The 15,832-nt window shown below is 65.7% G+C and carries 18 protein-coding genes; 6 read left to right on the forward strand and 12 right to left on the reverse strand.

The genetic code is table 11. The features are described 5' to 3' along the window. Positions 1 to 8: 8 nt before the first annotated feature. Together HPT29_RS00280 and HPT29_RS00285 are read right to left on the reverse strand one after the other, a co-directional pair. Positions 9 to 437, reverse strand: coding sequence for a DoxX family protein (locus HPT29_RS00280; RefSeq protein WP_173946001.1), 429 nt, complete (start codon positions 435 to 437; stop codon positions 9 to 11). Between the two features lie 22 nt (positions 438 to 459). Next, complete coding sequence (locus HPT29_RS00285; RefSeq protein ID WP_173946000.1) at positions 460 to 891, reverse strand: VOC family protein; 432 nt, start codon at positions 889 to 891, stop codon at positions 460 to 462. Positions 892 to 952: 61 nt separating this feature from the next. Between HPT29_RS00285 and HPT29_RS00290 the strand changes: the two genes are divergently transcribed. Beyond that, complete coding sequence (locus HPT29_RS00290; RefSeq protein ID WP_173945999.1) at positions 953 to 1,654, forward strand: winged helix-turn-helix transcriptional regulator; 702 nt, start codon at positions 953 to 955, stop codon at positions 1,652 to 1,654. Between the two features lie 24 nt (positions 1,655 to 1,678). On the opposite strand, the gene HPT29_RS00295 is transcribed toward HPT29_RS00290, so the two are convergent. From HPT29_RS00295 to HPT29_RS00305, 3 genes are all read right to left on the reverse strand, one after another. Further along, positions 1,679 to 2,410, reverse strand: coding sequence for a dienelactone hydrolase family protein (locus HPT29_RS00295; protein WP_173945998.1), 732 nt, complete (start codon positions 2,408 to 2,410; stop codon positions 1,679 to 1,681). A gap of 265 nt (positions 2,411 to 2,675) precedes the next feature. Next, positions 2,676 to 2,855: a hypothetical protein gene (locus HPT29_RS00300; protein WP_173945997.1), complete on the reverse strand. Its 180-nt coding sequence runs from the start codon at positions 2,853 to 2,855 to the stop codon at positions 2,676 to 2,678. Positions 2,856 to 2,960: 105 nt separating this feature from the next. Continuing rightward, complete coding sequence (locus HPT29_RS00305) at positions 2,961 to 3,233, reverse strand: HNH endonuclease (RefSeq protein ID WP_210271969.1); 273 nt, start codon at positions 3,231 to 3,233, stop codon at positions 2,961 to 2,963. A gap of 94 nt (positions 3,234 to 3,327) precedes the next feature. Here HPT29_RS00305 and HPT29_RS00310 point away from each other — a divergent pair, with 94 nt between their 5' ends. The 3 genes from HPT29_RS00310 to HPT29_RS00320 all read left to right on the forward strand — a co-directional run bounded on the left by HPT29_RS00310 (position 3,328) and on the right by HPT29_RS00320 (position 5,120). Then, positions 3,328 to 3,876, forward strand: coding sequence for a BON domain-containing protein (locus HPT29_RS00310; protein ID WP_210271968.1), 549 nt, complete (start codon positions 3,328 to 3,330; stop codon positions 3,874 to 3,876). A gap of 63 nt (positions 3,877 to 3,939) precedes the next feature. Continuing rightward, positions 3,940 to 4,071, forward strand: a complete 132-nt coding sequence (locus HPT29_RS00315) for a hypothetical protein (RefSeq protein WP_256439487.1) — start codon at positions 3,940 to 3,942, stop codon at positions 4,069 to 4,071. Between the two features lie 230 nt (positions 4,072 to 4,301). Continuing rightward, positions 4,302 to 5,120, forward strand: coding sequence for a MipA/OmpV family protein (locus HPT29_RS00320; protein WP_173945994.1), 819 nt, complete (start codon positions 4,302 to 4,304; stop codon positions 5,118 to 5,120). 72 nt (positions 5,121 to 5,192) lie between these two features. Here the strand turns inward: HPT29_RS00320 and HPT29_RS00325 are convergent, their stop codons facing one another. From HPT29_RS00325 to HPT29_RS00350, 6 genes are all read right to left on the reverse strand, one after another. Then, complete coding sequence (locus tag HPT29_RS00325; protein ID WP_173945993.1) at positions 5,193 to 5,579, reverse strand: 6-carboxytetrahydropterin synthase; 387 nt, start codon at positions 5,577 to 5,579, stop codon at positions 5,193 to 5,195. Between the two features lie 197 nt (positions 5,580 to 5,776). Beyond that, positions 5,777 to 7,711, reverse strand: coding sequence for a putative bifunctional diguanylate cyclase/phosphodiesterase (locus HPT29_RS00330; protein ID WP_173945992.1), 1,935 nt, complete (start codon positions 7,709 to 7,711; stop codon positions 5,777 to 5,779). Between the two features lie 32 nt (positions 7,712 to 7,743). Continuing rightward, a complete protein-coding gene (locus tag HPT29_RS00335) occupies positions 7,744 to 8,247 on the reverse strand; it encodes a putative pterin-binding protein (protein ID WP_371823161.1) in 504 nt (167 codons plus the stop codon). Positions 8,248 to 8,496: 249 nt separating this feature from the next. After that, complete coding sequence (locus HPT29_RS00340) at positions 8,497 to 9,435, reverse strand: ring-cleaving dioxygenase (protein WP_173945990.1); 939 nt, start codon at positions 9,433 to 9,435, stop codon at positions 8,497 to 8,499. 145 nt (positions 9,436 to 9,580) lie between these two features. Then, positions 9,581 to 11,017, reverse strand: coding sequence for a M20 family metallopeptidase (locus HPT29_RS00345; RefSeq protein ID WP_173945989.1), 1,437 nt, complete (start codon positions 11,015 to 11,017; stop codon positions 9,581 to 9,583). A gap of 175 nt (positions 11,018 to 11,192) precedes the next feature. Further along, complete coding sequence (locus tag HPT29_RS00350) at positions 11,193 to 13,046, reverse strand: ABC transporter ATP-binding protein (RefSeq protein WP_173945988.1); 1,854 nt, start codon at positions 13,044 to 13,046, stop codon at positions 11,193 to 11,195. Between the two features lie 261 nt (positions 13,047 to 13,307). On the opposite strand from HPT29_RS00350, the gene HPT29_RS00355 reads away from it, so the two are divergent. Further along, on the forward strand, positions 13,308 to 13,682 hold the full coding sequence (locus tag HPT29_RS00355) for a hypothetical protein (RefSeq protein ID WP_173945987.1): 375 nt from the start codon (positions 13,308 to 13,310) through the stop codon (positions 13,680 to 13,682). A gap of 53 nt (positions 13,683 to 13,735) precedes the next feature. Here HPT29_RS00355 and HPT29_RS00360 read toward each other — a convergent pair whose 3' ends face one another. Then, a complete protein-coding gene (locus HPT29_RS00360) occupies positions 13,736 to 15,280 on the reverse strand; it encodes a helicase HerA domain-containing protein (RefSeq protein WP_173945986.1) in 1,545 nt (514 codons plus the stop codon). Positions 15,281 to 15,480: 200 nt separating this feature from the next. Here HPT29_RS00360 and HPT29_RS00365 point away from each other — a divergent pair, with 200 nt between their 5' ends. Further along, positions 15,481 to 15,735: a hypothetical protein gene (locus tag HPT29_RS00365; RefSeq protein ID WP_173945985.1), complete on the forward strand. Its 255-nt coding sequence runs from the start codon at positions 15,481 to 15,483 to the stop codon at positions 15,733 to 15,735. Positions 15,736 to 15,832: the final 97 nt, after the last annotated feature.

Raw genomic sequence — 15,832 nt, forward strand, 5'->3', positions numbered from 1 at the left:
CCGGCAGGTCAGCGGGCGAGCGGCAGAAGCGCCCTCACGCGGGGATCGCGCAGCCAGAGACCCGCCCAGAGGGCGATCCCGAGATAGACGCCGAACAGCGTATGGCTCAAGAGCGGGCTGCCGATGCGCAGATGAGTGGCGACGGCGCCGCCGAGATAGGCGGTGACCAGGATCGCACCCAGGACGGAGGTGCGCGGATAGGCATGGAGCAGCGCGGAGGCGACGAGCACGACGCCGAGCGCACGCCACAGGGCGGGATCGGCCGGCCATCCGAGCGGGGTCACCGTGTCGATCACCACCTGGAGCGGCACCAGCTTGATCGCTCCGTCGAAGAGCAGGAACAGGACGACGAGCCCGCTCAAGGCTCGTCCGGTCCAGATCGCTGCACCGTTTCCGGTGCCGGCGGATGCCACCGGCGTGTCGGACATCGCAGTCATACGTTCTCTCCCTGTCGATGCCTCAGGCTGATGCGGGCGCGCTCATGGCCTCCTGGGCCGCCGCAAGATCCATCCACATCACTTCCCAGATATGACCGTCCGGATCCTCGAAGCTGCGGCCATACATGAAGCCGTAATCCTGCTTGGGTCCTGGATCGGCCCGGCCGCCGGCCGCCGCCGCGCTGGCGAGCGTCGCGTCGACGTCGTCCCGGCTCTCGGCGGACAGGCAGATCAGCACCTCGGTTGTATCGCGGGCGTCGGCGATCTTCTTCGGCGTGAACTGGCGGAACTTGTCGTGCGTCAGGAGCATCGCGTGGATGGTTTCGGAGAAGACCATGCAGGCGGCGGTGTGATCGGTGAACTGCTCGTTCTTGACGGCGCCCAGAGCCTCGTAGAACGCGATCGACTTGGGCAGGTCGGCAACGGGCAGGTTCACAAAGATCAGCTTGGACATCGGTCTCTCCCTCAAGCTTGCGGTTTGACATTGATTCCATGAAAAGTTATTTATAGCAACTATGAAGTTAGAAAATGTAACTGAGCAATCGCCCAGTCGATCTAAGCGGCATTACGAGGATGCCTGCGCGACCGCTCATGCTCTCGATCTCGTGGGCGAACGCTGGGCCCTTCTGGTGATGCGGGAGCTCATGCTGGGGCCGAAGCGCTTCGGCGACCTGCGCGAGAGCCTGCCCGGTATCAGCGCCAATGTCCTCACACAACGTTTGGACGGGTTGGAGGCCGCCGGCATCCTCGTGCGGCGCAGGCTGCCCCCGCCGGCGGCCGTGCAGGTCTATGAGCTGACGGAATGGGGCTATGAGAGTGAGCCGATCTTTCAGGCGCTCGGCCGCTGGGCCGCCCGCTCCCCGTCGCACGATCCCACCCTGCCGTTCAGCACGGCCTCGCTGGTGCTGTCCATGCGAACTATGTTCGACGCGGGGCGGGCCGGCGGCCTTGACGCCCGAATCGGCTTTCGTATCGGCGAGGAGACCTTCCTCGCCCGCCTGGCCGAGGGCCGCATCGAGATCGCGCGTAGCCCGCTCGATCCGGCCGACGTGATCCTGTCGGGAGCTCCGCAGGTCCTGGCCGGCGCGATCTATGGCGGCCAGCCGCTGGAGGCGCTGGAACAGGCCGGCGCGCTTCAGATCGAAGGCGACCGCGTCCTCGCGGGCCGTTTCGTGAGCCTGTTCCCACTGCCGCCGAAGGCTTCGGTGCCTGCCTGAGACGTCCCGCGCGCAAGGGCAGGCTCATCGCAGCGTCTCGTGGAACAAGGTCGTGAGCCGCTTCCAGTGGCGCTCGGCCCCGCCTGCGTCATAGACGCTGTGGTCGGATACCGCCCAGCCATGGGCCATGCCGACGTAATTCTCGATGATGTGGTCGACCTCGGCCCGGCGCAAAGCCTCCGCCAGCAGGCCCGATTGTTCCGGCGGAAAGCTGCCGTCGACGCCCGCGCTGCCCACATAGACCCGCCCCCTGATGGTGGAGACGTGGCGATGCGGGCTGTCGGGCGCATCGCTGGCCAGCCGTCCGCCATGGAAGCTCGCCGCGGCAGCGATGCGGTCGGGATAGGCGGCCGCCGCATGAAGCGCGCGGCTCCCGCCCATGCAATAGCCGACGGTGCCGATCCGGTTGGTCGCACCGGCCTCAGTCAGGGCCTCGATGAACGCCGCCGAATCGCGCCGGGTCATGTCCTGGCTCGTGCCCTCGATCATGCTCCTCAGGGCGCTGCGGGAGGGCTCTTCGGAAAAGGCCGTCCTGGCGTCGAAGGGTCCGTAATCGCCGAAGCGATAGAAGAGATCGGGAACGAGAACCGCATAGCCCTCGGCGGCGAGGCGCTCGGCCATGGCGTCGAGCGCGGGGCGTAGCCCGAAGGCATCCATGTAGAGAATGACCCCCGCGGCGGTCTGATGATCCGGGCGGAACAGCCCTGCCCGGGCGGTTCCGTCCTCCGTTCGAATCGAAATCTCCTGCTTGGCCAAGGTCGTCTCCTCGTGTCTGCGCGGCCCGTCGGAACCCTCGCCGAGAGCGGGCGTTTCCCGGCCTCTCCTATGACGGCAGAGGCGCGCCCTTTCAAATGCGGACCGTCATGACGGTCCTCCGAAACGCCCGGAAGGGCTGCTTTCCGCATCGAGCCTGTCATGCTGGGAGCAACGAGGATGCCGACCGTGCGGCCCGAATACGCGACGGGAGCGAGAGCCGGGCGTTCCTTGAGGATGCACGGGAGGGCGCCCGCCGCCTGACGGATCAGGGGCCTCCGGCCAGGGATCCCACGACCGCCATGGTGAGCTCGTCAAGATTGACGCGACCTTCGATGGTGATCATCTCGGCCTCACCCGCCTTGACGCGCAGCCCCTGCTCGCCCGCTTCCGATTGGCGCTTCAGCTCGGCCACGATGGCCTCACGCACCTGATCCTCGATGTTCATCCTGACCGTCCTCTCATCGCGGCGTTGCCTGCTGACGAACGTCGGCACGGACAGGGCTGTTCCACACCGGCACAGCATCCGATGCTCACGGCTTCTCTCCGATGCTCACGGCTTCTCCTGGCGGGCCTTCAGGGCCTTGAACGCCTGTGCGTCCATGGTGCCGCGCTCGTTGTTGCAGGCCGAGCAGGCCAGCACGAGGTTGTCCCGGTCGAGCGGACCGCCGAAGGATTTGGGCATCACGTGGTCGAGGGTCGCGAGATCGGGCGCACGCTTCACACCCGGGCCCGGACGCCGCGCGGGGATGCCGCAATACACGCAGCGGCCCGCGTCGCGGGCGAAGACGTCATTGAAAAGCCTGATGCGCTGCGCTGTCTTCATGGTGCTGGAATCTGCGTTCCTTTCGGACGGGCCTTTCGTGTGGAACCGGACGGGAAGCGGGGTGGTTGCTCCTGCAATCGAAGGAGAAGACCCCATGGTAGATACCCGCCGCCGGAATCGGAACCCTTTCAATGACGACAACGGCTACGGCGACGTGCCGCCGCGCGGTGCCGTCGGCTTCCGCGGCGAAGGTCGTGAATATCCGGGCGGCTACGGCAGCGATGCCAACGAGTTCGCCGGCGGCGTGATCGACGACGGGCGGGGCGGACCTCCGGACGACGAGGGGTTCGACCCTGGCTACAGCCGCGACCGCTCCGGACTTGGCGCCTTCGGCTCACGCGATCCGAACGACGCCGAGGTGCAATCGGGCCGGGACGAGGCTCGTCCGTCCGGAGCCCATCGCGGTCGCGGCCCCAAGGGGTACAAGCGCTCCGACGAGCGCATTCACGAAGATGTCTGCGAACGGCTGACAGAGGATCCCTTCATCGACGCCTCGGACATCGAGGTCCTGGTGAAGGACGGCGAGATCACCCTCAACGGCACCGTCTCCAGCCGCGGCCTCAAGCGGCGCGCCGAGGATCTGGCGGAACTGGCCTCAGGGGCTCTCCACGTCCAGAACAATCTGCGCGTGCAAGGGGCCTGAAGCCTCCAGGACACAACCTGCCGTCCGGATCGTCACGGAACCTCGGGCGGCGGCATGGGATGAGTGACCGGCCTGTCCGATTCCGGCGGCTGCTCGGGCAGAGGGGACGGAGTGCTGGGGGGCATGGGCGGCACTGGCGTCTCGGGCGGGATCGGCATGCTCGGCACCGGCTCGGTCGGAGGCGGCTTGGGATAGAATTCATCCGGCTGCGGACGAGAGCTGGCGCTGATCGCGGTCAAAAGGATCTCCCTTGCAACATTCTGGCTCGTGTTCAACCGCCCAGCTGCGCGAAAGTTCTCCGGCTGCCGAAGCCCGGGCGCCGGGACCCATCGTCATCAAGGCGAAACCATAGGCGCAATCCCAGGCTTGACCTTACGTCCGTTTGAGGCCACCACGGCAGGGTGGAATCTCGAATTGGAAAAGCCATGCGCGTAGCCCCCTCCCTCGCCTTACTGACGGCCCTCGTGGCGGGTTCGAGCATGGCTCAGGCAGCCGATCCGTTCTTCTCGCAGGAACCCATTCAGGCCTCCACGGGCTGGATCGTCACCGTGAAGGGCAATCTGCGGGTCGGCCCTTCCTATCCCGGTTCGGACGAGTTCAGCTTCATCGGCTATCCGTCCCTGAGCTTCCGCCGGCCTGGTACGGTCGAGCGCTTCAGTGCTCCCGACGACGGCCTGAGCTTCTCGTTCCTGGAGGAATCGGCCTTCCGGATCGGCGTCGTAGGCCGCTTCGTGGGCGGACGCTATCTGCAGGACAACCGGGAGCTTTTCGGCCTGGAGAAGATCGACTGGGCGGTGGAGCCCGGCGTCTTTGTGGAATACTGGCCGCTCGAGTTCCTGCGCGCCCGCGCCGAGATCCGGCGCGGCTTCGGCGGCCACGAGGGCTTCGTGGCCGATTTCGGCCTCGACGCGGTGCAGCGCTTCGGAGCGTTCACGGTCTCGATCGGACCCCGCCTTGCTCTCGGCGACTCCGAATTCACCCGCACCTATTTCGGCGTGACGCCCGTCGAGGCGGCGCTGAACGGCCAGGTTACGCCGTATCGGCCGTCCGGCGGCGTCACGTCGGTCGGCGCGACCGGCGCGATCAGCTACGACTGGTCGCAGCAATGGTCGACGACCGCGTTCGTCACCTACAAGCGTCTCGTCGGCGACGCCGCCGACAGCCCGATCGTCAAGAGCTTCGGCTCGGAGAATCAGTGGGGCTTCGGCCTGACCGCGTCCTATTCGTTCAGCTACACGCCTTAACCACGGCGCCTGTCCCAAAACGAAAGAGCCGCCTCTCAACGGCGGCTCCTGTCCTGTGAGGGAGTGTGTCGCTCAGGCCGCGAGGCCGACCGCGCCCGCCGTCTCGCCGCGGTAGATGCAGCCCTCCGTGGAGCCGGGCATGCCGCGCCGGAGCTCGACTTCTTCGAGGTTCGGGAAGCGCGCCTTGACCAGCCTCCAGATATACGTGGTGACGTTCTCCAGGGACGCGATGCCAATCTCGGTGTTGAGATCGAGGTTGCCGTGATCGAGGCCCGATCCGTGCTCGCCCTTGATCTCCTTGATGTAGTTCTCGACGTCGTAGAGATTGACCGGCCAGCCATAGACCTCGTCGACCGGACCGCCGAAGGTGAGCTTGACGATGAAGGTATGCCCGTGCAGCCCGGAATAGGGCGCCACCGAATGCGCGGCCTCGAACGTAAACTCGCAATATGTCTTCATTCACCCTGCTCCCGTCGCCGGTTGTTTGCTGATTGCTGTCCCAAAGGCGCGGCCTGCTGAGCAGCCGTTCCGCTTCTTCGCATGTCCGCGTTCAGGCAATGGAAAATGTGCCTAGCATATTTCGCCTTGCCGATAAAACCCGAGGATACGTTTCAGCCATCGAGCGCTCATCGCGACGAGCGCCGGGTGTTTGCCGACTAAGCGACTTGGACCTTGTGCTTGAGCGCCGCCATCGTATGAACCAGTTCCCGAGCCGGCTTCGGACGCCCGAAGAAGTAGCCTTGTGCATCGGTGCATCCGGCCGCTTGGATCTGCCGCAGTTGATCCTCCGTCTCGATCCCTTCGGCCACGGTGGGCATGCCCAGGCTTGCGCCCAGATTGGCGATGGACTGCACGATCGCCAGGCAGTCCGCCCGCTGAGACATCTCCCGCACGAAGGACTGGTCGATCTTGATTTTGTCGAAGGGGAAGCTGCGCAGATAGCTCAGGGACGAGTAGCCGGTGCCGAAATCGTCCATTGCGATGCGCACGCCGAGCCGGCGCAGCTGATGGAGCGTGGAGATAGTCATCTCGTTGTCCTGGAGCAGCACCGACTCGGTGATCTCCAGCTCCAGCCGATTCGGAGCCAGTCCGGACACGGCCAGGGCCCGGCTGACGCTCTGCACGAGTCCCCGGTTCCTGAACTGGATCGGCGAGAGATTGACCGCGACATGAACGTCGCCCGGCCAGCTCGCCGCTTCCTTGCAGGCTTCCTCGATGATCCAGTCGCCGAGGGGCAGGATGAGGCCGGTCTCCTCGATCACCGGGATGAACTCCGCCGGCGGAACGAGACCGCGCTCCGGATGGTGCCAGCGCAGGAGCGCTTCGAAGCCGCCGATCTCGTTCTTCTGGATGTTGATCTGCGGCTGGTAGAACAGCTCGAACTCGCCATTGCCGATGGCCTTGCGCAGATCGACTTCCAGGGCGCGGCGGGCCTGAAGCTGCTCGTCCATGTCCGGCTCGAAAAAGCGGAACGTACCCCGGCCATCGGCCTTGGCGTGGTAGAGCGCCATGTCCGCGTGCTTCAGAATCTGGCTCGGCGTCATGTTCTTCTGCGCCAGCGCAATGCCGATGCTGGTGCCGATGAACAGTTCCTGGCCGTTTACCCGGAAGGGCGCGCGCAGAGCCTCGACGATGCGCGCCGCGAGGGCGGCGCTCTCCTCTGACCGGCGGATTCCCGTCTGGAGGATGGCGAACTCGTCGCCGCCGAACCGGGAGATCAGATTTCGCACATGGCCTTCGCTGGCCGGAATGCAGGCGCGAAGGCGATCGGCCACGGCCTTGAGAAGATCGTCGCCGGTTTCATGTCCGAAGGAGTCGTTCACGTCCTTGAAATGGTCCAGATCGAGATAGGAAACGGAGACTGTGCGCCCATTCGCCTTCAGGCGCACGAGGGCGTGCTCGAGCTCGTTGCGGAGCACCACGCGGTTGGGCAGACCCGTGAGCGAATCCTGGTGCGCCAGGACGTGCAGCTCCTCATGAGCCCGACCCAGCAGCCGGTTGTGCTTGTCGAGCAGGAAGATCAGGACGACGCCGACGAGAATCAGGCTTGCCGCGATGCCGGAGAAGGCCCAATGCAGCCGGATCAGTTCCTGCTGATCCTTCTGGACCAGTGCGGCTCCGTGGTTATGGGCCACGGATGCAAGCTGCGAAAGCCTGCCTTCCAGGGGGCGCAGAAGGTCGAGCGCGTGTTTGGCTGCCGTTGGATCCTGCTCGATTTGAGCGATCAAGGGCTGGGCGGCGGCGAGCCTCTCCTGGAACTCGCGGAGGGTGGCGTGATGCTCGGGATTTCGCTGAAGAAGATCCTGGAAGCTCCCCTCGTTCAAGATCCGAGCCCTGCCAAGCAGGATGTCATAGCGCAGGTCGACCTCATCCTTGTCGACATCGCTTCCCGGCCCTCCGAACTCGGCCAGGCGTTGCTCGAGACGGATGAACTCGGAGGCGGCTTGCCCGGCTTCCCAGGCCGGGTTGTAGACGGAGATCTGCTGCAATGCACCCTGGCGCTGAACCACCAGCACCGAGATGTAGATGCCGGCAATCAGAAAGCCGCCGATGACGATCGCAATGACCGTTTTGAAGGTGCGCAGGGACAAGTGCTGGGGCCTCCGAGGCCTGCCGACGGGCGCTACTTCACTTCGATCTTGGCGACCTGCCAAGCCGAGCGGGCGTAGTAGGTCTGAGTCTTGAGCTCGGGATTGCTGTCGTACGGATAGACGATGAAGAGCGGACCTTTGTCGCGCACGGGCATGTACTCTCCGTCCCGCTTGAGAGCGAGGATGACGTTGAATTTGGCGAAATCCGCCATCGGGATCTCGGTGGCGTAATCATTGAGCGCGATAACCGAGACGCGCTCGCCCTTGGCCTCGACCTGCTTCATCAGCTTGTCGAGCGACACGCCTTCGAACTTGACCTTGCCGTCGTACCAGGGCGTCGTCGTCTCGATGGTGACGAGGCCGAGGGATTCCAGCATGGCCCGGTCGAACTGCGCCGTGTTGTCCTTGTTGGTGACGCCGATCTTGCCCGTGATCGTGAGGATCGGCCGCTCCTTGGGGACCGCGAGCGATGCGGCATACGCCGCGCCGATTATTCCTAGGAACGCAATGAGCGTCCCCAGCAGGCCCGTTCTCATCTTGGCGCCAAGCATGCAGATCCCCTACGGAAATTAATGTAAGCGATAGAAACACATAAAATTGATCGAAGTGTTACACAACTCGACCTCGGAAGTAAAAGCGGCGAATGCGCCGGTGTTATTTTGTAATGGTTATCTGAACGTATCGGTGTGAAATGCTCGACTGTGCCGACAAAGAAAAACCGCCCCGCACGGCGTGCGAGGCGGCGTCAGGACAGCAGTCCTTTTCGTCGTGAGAGCAGCGTCCGCCTAGAGCGGCTTCAGGCCGGCCTCGATCTGCGCCCGGCGCGGCTCCAGGAAGGGCGGCAGGGCCAAGCTCTCGCCGAGCTTGTCCATGGGCTCGTCCGTGGCGAAGCCCGGTCCGTCCGTGGCGATCTCGAACAGGATCCCGTTCGGCTCCCGGAAGTAGAGGCTCCGGAAGTAATAGCGATCGACCGGACCGCTGGAGGGCGCCCTGAGGGATTGCAGCCGCTCCCAGCATTCCTGATAGGTCTGCTCGTTGGGCGTCCTGAAGGCCACGTGATGCACGCCTCCCGCTCCCGGGCGGGCCGGGGACAGACCGGGCTCCACCGCAACGTGCAGCTCCGCGGCCGGACCGCCCTGGCCCATCTCGAACACGTGGACCGGGGTGTCGCCGACCCGGTATTCGCGCGCAACGCGCATGTCCATGGCCTCGGTCAGCACGCGGGCTGTCCGGTCGAGCTTCGGCACGCTGATTCGGATGGGGCCGAGGCCGCGGATCTGATACTCGACCGGCACCGGGCTCTGCTCCCAGGGATGGACCTCGCCCTGCCCGCCGTCGTCGACGAGGCTGAGGCGCTGACCTTCGAAATCTTCGAAATCGACGGTGAGCCGTCCGTCACGCTCCGCAATCGCCTCGCTGCGGATGTCGAGGCTCTTGAAGCGATCCTGCCACCATTGCAGCGCCTTCTCGCCGTTCACGCGCAGGGCGGTCTGCGAGATGCTGTGCGTGCCGCGCCGCTCGCGCTCGACGGGCCAGTCGAAGAACGTGATGTCCGTGCCGGGCGAGGCCTTTCCGTCTGCGTAGAACAGATGATAGGCGCTCACGTCGTCCTGGTTCACCGTCTTCTTCACGAGGCGCATTCCCAGAGCCTGCGTATAGAAGGCGTGGTTGCGGGGCGCGTCCGCGGTGACGGCCGTCAAATGGTGAATTCCCGTCAGTTGCATGGTGGTTTCTCCATCGAAGTTGCGATGAAGATAGACCTGCGGTGATGGCCTTGCGACCCCGCGGGACGCCAAGGCTTTCTTGCCGGAATGCAAGAACACCCCGGCGGACGGCCGGGGTGTTTGCACAATTGACGATATCGGTCCGTCAGGCGGCCTTCGCCCGCAGATCGTCCGGAGTGACGTCCTCCGGGATCGGACAGCGATAATCCCGGCCGCCGGTGCGCTCCTTCAGCTCCGCCTTGGCGCGAAGAACGAGGTCCGGATTGCGCAGGCAGTCCGCCGCCGTGGCCGCCATGGCCTTGGCGGCCAGCACCATGCCCTTGTGGGCTGCCGGGAGGTTGCCCTGGGTGACGAGCTGCCATGTGTGGAACGGGGTGCCGATGGCAAAGCAGGCTGTATGGCATTGAACCGTCGGGACGATCCAGCTCACGTCGCCCACGTCGGTCGTGCCCATCATGACGTCTTCGCGAACCGGCATGGCGAGCACGCCGTCGTGCAGGATCTTGGTCCTGAGCGAGAGATCGTGCGGCTTGACGCTCGCCAGGATGTCCTCGTCCGTGAGCGCCTCCTTCTGGAGTCTCTCGGCGAACGCGAAGTCGGCCTCGTCGAAGCCGGGTGGCCCGAGGCGGCGCATGTTCTCGTACATGGCCCCCTGTAGCGCCTTGTTGGGCACGACATTCGAGGTGGCGTCCGTGATCTGCACCGAAACGGAGGTTTCCGTCATCAGGGAGGCGCCTTCCGCGATCTTCTTCACGCGCTCGAACAGCCGCTCGGTATCGGGAAGATGGGGCGAGCGCACGAGGTAGAGCGTTTCCGCGAAGGCCTGCACCACGTTCGGCGCGTTGCCGCCCGTGTTGGTGGTGGCGTAATGCACGCGGGCGTCGGACGGCATGTGCTCGCGCATGTAGTTCACGCCCACGTTCATCAGCTCGACCGCGTCGAGCGCCGACCGGCCCACATGGGGTGCAGCGGCCGCGTGCGCGGCGCGGCCCCTGAAGCGGAAATAGGCCTGGATGCAGGCGAGCGACGATGCGGTCTGCACCTCGTTCACCACGCTCGGGTGCCAGCAGAAGGCGGCGTCGAGATCGTCGAACAGGCCCGCGCGGGCCATGAAGGTTTTGCCGGAGCCGCTCTCCTCCGCGGGACAGCCGTAATAGCGCACGGTCCCGGCGATTCCTTCCGCGTGAAGCGCATCCTTGAGAGCGACCGCAGCGAGCGCGGAACCAGCCCCCAGCAGGTTGTGGCCGCAGCCATGGCCCGGCATCCCGGCCGCCGTCGGGGCATGGTCGACGCGCCCGGATTCCTGCGCGAGATCCGGCAGGGCATCGAACTCGCCCAGGATCCCGACGACCGGTCCGCCGTTTCCGAATTCGGCCATGAAGGCGGTCGCCATGCCGCCGACATTCGTCGTGATGCGGAAACCCTCGCGCTCCAGTAGGGCGATCTGCTCACGGACGGCGCGGTGCTCCTCGAAAGCGAGTTCGGGGGCGGCCCAGATGCGGTCGCTCAGATCGCAGTAGTCTTCGGCCTTGGCGTCGACGTGACGGGCGATCGCCTCGAGGCTCAGTCGGTCGTTGTGCATAACGTTATGATGTCTCATCGATGAGGAGTGGGCAAACACTATTGTCGATCGCCCCGAGGCGAAAGAGCGGGGCTCCGCATTGCAGGAGGGACAAATCCGCATGTGTCCCGACGATCGGTCGAGGCGCGGGACGCGGAGGCTCGTCCCTGTCGGAGATGGGGTGCGGTCACCTGGTTCAGACCGCCTCGTCCGGCACGCCCCGCCGCGGCGCGAGGAATCCGCCGGACTGGCGCGACCAGAGGCCCGCATAGAGGCCGCCGTTTTCCAGGAGCTCCGCGTGCGTCCCCTCTTCGACGATCCGGGTATCGTCCATCACGATCAGGCGATCCATCAGCTGCAGGGTCGAGAGGCGGTGCGCAATCGCGATCACCGTCTTGCCCTCCATGAGGGTGGACAGCGATTCCTGGATCGCCGCCTCCACCTCCGAGTCCAGGGCCGAGGTCGCCTCGTCCAGGATCAGGATCGGCGCGTCCTTGAGGATCACGCGGGCGATGGCGATGCGCTGGCGCTGGCCGCCGGATAGCTTGACGCCGCGCTCGCCCACATGCGCGTCGAAGCCGCGCCGGCCGCGCCCATCGACGAGACGCTCGATGAACTCGACCGCATGGGCCTGACGGGCCGCTTCATGCATGGCCTCGTCGCTGGCTTGAGGCCGCCCGTAGAGAATGTTCTCCCGGATGGAGCGATGAAGCAGGGACGTGTCCTGCGTGACCACCGAGATTTGGCCGCGCAGGCTTTCCTCCTGGATGTCGGCGATGTCCTGGGCATCGATCAGGATGCGTCCCTCCTGCGGTTCGAAGAAGCGCAGGAGCAGGTTGACCAGCGTCGTCTTGCCGACGCCTGAGCGCCCGACGAGCCCGATCTTCTCGCCGGGACGGATCGTGAGCCGCAACCGATCGATCACCTTGTCGCCGTCGCCGTAGGAAAAGCTCACGTGATCGAAGCGGATCTCGCCGCGGGTCACCACCAGGGGTCTGGCGGCGGGCCTGTCCTGCATGGTGAGCGGGCGCGAGATCGTCTTCATGCCCTCCTGCACCGTGCCGACATTCTCGAAGATGCCCATGACCTCGAAGGCGACCCAGCCGGACATGGAGACGATCTGGGTGGAGAGCAGCAGGGCCGTGGTCATGGTGCCCGCGTCGATGCGGCTGCCGCTGAAGAGCCACACGGCCACGGCGCCGGTCGAGACCAGGAAGACCGCGTTCAGCACGGTGAGCCCGGCCACGTAGAGGGTGTTGATGCGCTGCTGGCTCATGAAGGAGTCGTTGAGCCGCCTGTAGCCCTCGCTGATGTAGTCGTCCTCGTCCTTGCGGCGCCCGAACAGCTTCACCGTCATGATGTTGGTGAAGCTGTCCACTACCTTGCCGGTGACGGCCGAGCGCGCTTCGCTCGACGCGCGGGAGCGCTTCTGGATCCGCGGCAGCGACACGGCGAGCAGGGTCGTGTAGAGGAGGAACCATCCGGTCATCGGCAGGGCGAGGCGCCAGTCCTGCGTGGCGAGGAGCCCGATGGAGGCGGCCCCGAAGATCAGGATCTGCCAGACGGCCCGGGCGACGGACAGAACGGTCTCGCGCAGGGGGCGCCCGGTCTGCAGCACCCGGTTGGCGATGCGGCCCGCGAAATCCTCCTGGAAGAACCCTAAGGGCTGGCGCACCACATGCCAGTAGTTCTGCCAGTGCACCATGGTGGTGAAGGAGACCGCCAGCGAGTGGTTGACGAGCAGCCGGAACAGGATCGTCCCGAGCGGACGCACCACGAGGATGATGGCCCCCATGGCAACCAGCAGCGGCCCGGCCTCACGGAAGATGCCCTCTGGCGATGTGTGCGAGAGGGCATTGACCAGACGGCCGATGAGCCAGGGGATCAGCGCTTCGACGACGGCCAGCACGAACCCCAGCGCGAACAGCGCGATGAACAGCCCCTTCGCCTGTGCGATGAAATGCCAGTAGAAGCCCCAGAGATTGTCCGGAGGCGATTCCTCCGGGGGCCTTTTAGTGAAGTCGATCCGGGTCTCAAAGTAGCGGAACATCGTCGCGTCTCATGGTCTCCGACCCGAATCAGCCGAGCGAGGAGCGAAATGATGCAACACTCTTTGTCCCTGAGGTGACAATCGCGCGAAGTTGATGACCTGTCCGGCGGCCGAGACACTCGACCACCGGTCTTGTTGAAGGCCGGATGAGCGGTATCCCGTGATCGATCCGTCAGGCGGTGGCAGCCGTCTCGGCGATCGGATCATGAAGTCGTTTCCAAGAAGCCGCTGTGGCTGTATTCTTGGCGCTGGAGAACCGCCATGGTGGAGCTTGCACCGAGCTCAGTCATTCTGTGGGATACCCTCAAGCTGTCGGCCGAGCCGTTGCGAGGGCGCTGCGATATCCTGGTCGTGGCCCGGGTGAAGGTCCAGACGAGCGGACGAAAAGGCTTCGACGAGTATCGCATCAACTTCGAGCTGAACAGACATCACGGCCTCGTGTCCCATGACACCGAGGTCCTGACGCCGGCTGCTGGAGCGGATGAGCCCCTCTGGAGATACTCGGGACGGCGCGATCTTGTTGTGGCCGTCAAGAACCGCTTTCTCGCAACCCAACTCTACGCGCACGTCGCCGGTCAGCTGGGCTGGATGCCTGAGCAGCGCACGGACTTGATTCAGGCGCCCTTGGACCCCTGAGGCCATGAACGGGTGAGACGTCTGCGGCTCATCGGCATCGGCGATGACAAGAGCTATCCCACCGCGAACAGATCTCGCGTCTCCGGTGCCTGCGGCTCCTCGAAGGCGTTCGGGTCGCCCGGGCCGGTCTCCCAGCCGAGGTCGGGGAGCGCGATGATGCGCAGCCCCCGCGGGTCGTTGCGGGTCACGACGATGTTGCGGCTTTCCATATAGGCGATGAGGCGCCGGGCGCGACCGGGCGAGCGGCTGCCGCAGGCGCGGGCGATCTCGCCGTCCGGCGGGCAGGCCGAGCCCTCCATGGCGGCCCGCGCGATGAGCAGGAAGACGCCCTGGATGTCCTCGGCGAGATCCGCCGCGAAGGCGACCGCCCTGTCCCATTCGGACCCCTCGGCCGTCGCCGTGTCGACGCCCGCGCGGGCGACCGCCAGGCGGCGCCGGAAGGCGTTGAGGTTCAGCGGCTCGCCGGAGACCCGGCGGATGCGGCAGCGGACGAGGAAATCCTGGTAAAGCACGGCGACCGACCGGAAGGCGGCCTCCGGATCGTCGAGGATCTCGCGCAGGATCGCATCGAGGGCGGCCTCGCGCTCGGCCTTGGACTGCTCGGTCTCCTGGGCCTGAGGCTCGGGCGCGGCGGCAGGCCGGGTGCGGGCGAGCTGGGCCAGGAGATCGTTGGTGGAGGGTGCCGGAGGCGCTGGAGGCGCCCGGCGGGGCATGACCGGACGGGCGATCACCTCATCCTCGCCGGCCTTGAAAATGAGGTCGCGGGCTTCTTCCTTGGGCTGCTCCGGGAGCGGCATGAGCTTGAAGCTGCCGCTGCGGGTCGAGGTCTCGACCGTACCGATGCGGATCGGCAGGGGGCGGCGCGACAAGGCCGGGCCGAGAGCCACGAAATGGCCGCGCTCGAGGTCACGGAACATCTCGGCCTGGCGGCGCTCCATGCCCAGGAGATCGGCCGCGCGGGCCATGTCGATGTCGAGGAAGGTGCGGCCCATGAGGAAGTTCGAGGCCTCCGCCGCGACGTTCTTCGCCAGCTTGGCGAGGCGCTGAGTGGCGATGATGCCGGCCAGCCCGCGCTTGCGGCCGCGGCACATGAGGTTGGTCATGGCCCCGAGCGACACCTTCCTGGCTTCGTCCGACACGTCGCCGGCGGCCGCAGGCGCGAAGAGCTGCGCCTCGTCCACCACCACGAGCATCGGGTACCAGTAGTCGCGCTCCGCATCGAAAAGGCCGCCGAGGAAGGCCGCCGCGCAGCGCATCTGCGCCTCGGCGTCGAGGCCCTCCAGGCTCAGCACCACGGAGACCCGGTGCTGGCGCACGCGGGCGGCGATGCGCTGCAGGTCGCCCTCGCTGCGGGAGGCATCGACCACCACGTGGCCGAACCTGTCCGCGAGCGTGACGAAGTCGCCCTCCGGATCGATGATGGCCTGCTGGACGAGATTGGCGCTCTGCTCGAGGAGGCGGCGCAGGAGATGCGATTTGCCGGACCCGGAATTGCCCTGGACGAGCAGACGCGTCGCCAGAAGCTCCTCCAGATCGAGCAATGCCGATTGTCCTCCCGGTGCGGAAGACGCCACGCCCATGTCGATGCCGACCTTCATCAGCCTCCCTCTTGCCGTCTAAAAACGATCCGGTTCGGTCCTAACACGGCAAGGCTTAAGGAAGTGCCGGGCCGAGATCATTCCTCCACAGGCGAAATAGGCTGTCCCCAGGCATGACGCCGCAGGTTTGCGCGAAACATGTGCGCCTCCGGACGATTGACTTGCACGATGTCCGTGGACCTCGATGCAGAAGAGGATCGATGCCCGTCGCGCCTCCCGCCAATCCCGTCCTTCATGCCGCTCCGGCTGTCGTCAAAGAAAAGGGAAGCCGGCCGGAGATCCTTGAGGCGGCGGCCGGTCGGTCCGTGATCCAGGAGGACGATTCCAGCGCCCCCATGCTCCCGCCGGCTGGCGCCTCGCGGGCCGATACGGTCTTTGCGACGGTCGGAACCATCCTGCTGCTGATCCTGGCCGTCGCGTTCATCTGGACCCTGTTCGGCCAGCGGCGCCGCTGATCCTCTGGCGCGGTGCCGGCGGGATTGCCCGGCGCCTGCTCGGCCTGCATTCCCCTCCGCCACGCAGATTGCGCCGCACGGATCATGATTCGACATC

Origin of the sequence: Microvirga terrae (assembly GCF_013307435.2) — a bacterium.
In the GTDB taxonomy this organism is placed as follows: domain Bacteria; phylum Pseudomonadota; class Alphaproteobacteria; order Rhizobiales; family Beijerinckiaceae; genus Microvirga; species Microvirga terrae.

Coding starts and splice junctions, on each gene's coding strand:
- HPT29_RS00280 (WP_173946001.1), bottom strand. CDS start 437: ATGACTGCGATGTCCGACACGCCGGTGGCATCCGCCGGCACCGGAAAC.
- HPT29_RS00285 (WP_173946000.1), bottom strand. CDS start 891: ATGTCCAAGCTGATCTTTGTGAACCTGCCCGTTGCCGACCTGCCCAAG.
- HPT29_RS00290 (WP_173945999.1), top strand. CDS start 953: ATGAAGTTAGAAAATGTAACTGAGCAATCGCCCAGTCGATCTAAGCGG.
- HPT29_RS00300 (WP_173945997.1), bottom strand. CDS start 2,855: ATGAACATCGAGGATCAGGTGCGTGAGGCCATCGTGGCCGAGCTGAAG.
- HPT29_RS00305 (WP_210271969.1), bottom strand. CDS start 3,233: ATGAAGACAGCGCAGCGCATCAGGCTTTTCAATGACGTCTTCGCCCGC.
- HPT29_RS00310 (WP_210271968.1), top strand. CDS start 3,328: ATGGTAGATACCCGCCGCCGGAATCGGAACCCTTTCAATGACGACAAC.
- HPT29_RS00320 (WP_173945994.1), top strand. CDS start 4,302: ATGCGCGTAGCCCCCTCCCTCGCCTTACTGACGGCCCTCGTGGCGGGT.
- HPT29_RS00325 (WP_173945993.1), bottom strand. CDS start 5,579: ATGAAGACATATTGCGAGTTTACGTTCGAGGCCGCGCATTCGGTGGCG.
- HPT29_RS00335 (WP_371823161.1), bottom strand. CDS start 8,247: ATGAGAACGGGCCTGCTGGGGACGCTCATTGCGTTCCTAGGAATAATC.
- HPT29_RS00340 (WP_173945990.1), bottom strand. CDS start 9,435: ATGCAACTGACGGGAATTCACCATTTGACGGCCGTCACCGCGGACGCG.
- HPT29_RS00345 (WP_173945989.1), bottom strand. CDS start 11,017: ATGCACAACGACCGACTGAGCCTCGAGGCGATCGCCCGTCACGTCGAC.
- HPT29_RS00350 (WP_173945988.1), bottom strand. CDS start 13,046: ATGTTCCGCTACTTTGAGACCCGGATCGACTTCACTAAAAGGCCCCCG.
- HPT29_RS00355 (WP_173945987.1), top strand. CDS start 13,308: ATGGTGGAGCTTGCACCGAGCTCAGTCATTCTGTGGGATACCCTCAAG.
- HPT29_RS00360 (WP_173945986.1), bottom strand. CDS start 15,280: ATGAAGGTCGGCATCGACATGGGCGTGGCGTCTTCCGCACCGGGAGGA.
- HPT29_RS00365 (WP_173945985.1), top strand. CDS start 15,481: ATGCCCGTCGCGCCTCCCGCCAATCCCGTCCTTCATGCCGCTCCGGCT.